This is a genomic window from Spirosoma utsteinense (assembly GCF_014282275.1).
In the GTDB taxonomy this organism is placed as follows: domain Bacteria; phylum Bacteroidota; class Bacteroidia; order Cytophagales; family Spirosomataceae; genus Spirosoma; species Spirosoma utsteinense.
Genome location: NZ_VFIA01000164.1, coordinates 1 through 861 on the forward strand (window position 1 = coordinate 1; position 861 = coordinate 861).

General features: G+C 48.9%; 1 protein-coding gene. It reads right to left on the minus strand.

Annotated elements, in window-relative coordinates; genetic code table 11:
- Positions 1-16 precede the first annotated feature (16 nt).
- The gene (locus tag FH603_RS28285; protein ID WP_186742765.1) at positions 17-793 is read right to left on the minus strand and encodes an IS5 family transposase; all 777 of its coding nucleotides are present in this window, start codon (positions 791-793) and stop codon (positions 17-19) included.
- Positions 794-861 lie beyond the last annotated feature (68 nt).

The following is an 861-nucleotide window of genomic DNA, read 5'->3' on the forward strand; positions in this document are numbered from 1 at the left end:
AGAAGGTGTTGGGGAATTATATTGGGGGTGTTGGTTTGATTCGTTGCAACATGATCTGAATGTTGGCTAAAAGCAGCCAACCAACCGAAGAAGATAGCGTGTACTCGTAGTCTTTGACGATCCGCCGGAAAAAGTTGGTCCAGGCAATGCTCCGCTCTACGACCCACCGCTTGGCAACAGGAACGAAGCCCTGAGCCGATTCAGGCCGCGAACCACGCACGAAATTAATGCCCCAACCAGCCAGCGCTTTTCTGAAAACACCCCCATAGGACCCATCACCAAAGACGGTTTCGACCCGCTCGCCATACCACAAAATATCACTTACTAAAACTAGTGAAGCAGGTCCATCTGCCTCGTTAGCCGCATGTACATGGACCGCCCACAAGCGCCCTCCGGTATCGACTAAGAATTGACGCTTACGTCCGTTAACTTTCTTATGTGGGTCAAGGCCTCGATACTCGCCGATCATAGGAGCTAATTTAACAGTCTGACTATCAACGCAAAAAACGGATGGTAAGTCCTCCCGTTCTTCTTGTTTTCGATCCAGTTGGTTTAACGCCCGGTTAATTCGTTCCAGGGTTCCATCAGTTTTCCACTGGTCAAAGTAATAGTAGACCGCCTGCCAATTGGGGTACTCGCCAGGTAAATTCCGCCATTGACAACCGGTACGAAGCAGCCATAAAATGGCATTCATTACGTCACATAAATCGAGCTTTCTCTTGCGTTTGAGGGGTAGAAAAGACGATATTGCGGCCCACTGGTAGTCGGTCAGTTTAGTAAATTGTTTGGTCACGGCTTTGTTGCTTGGTCGCTACAAAGGTGACACGACTACCAGCCTTTTTCAATTCCCCAACACGTTCT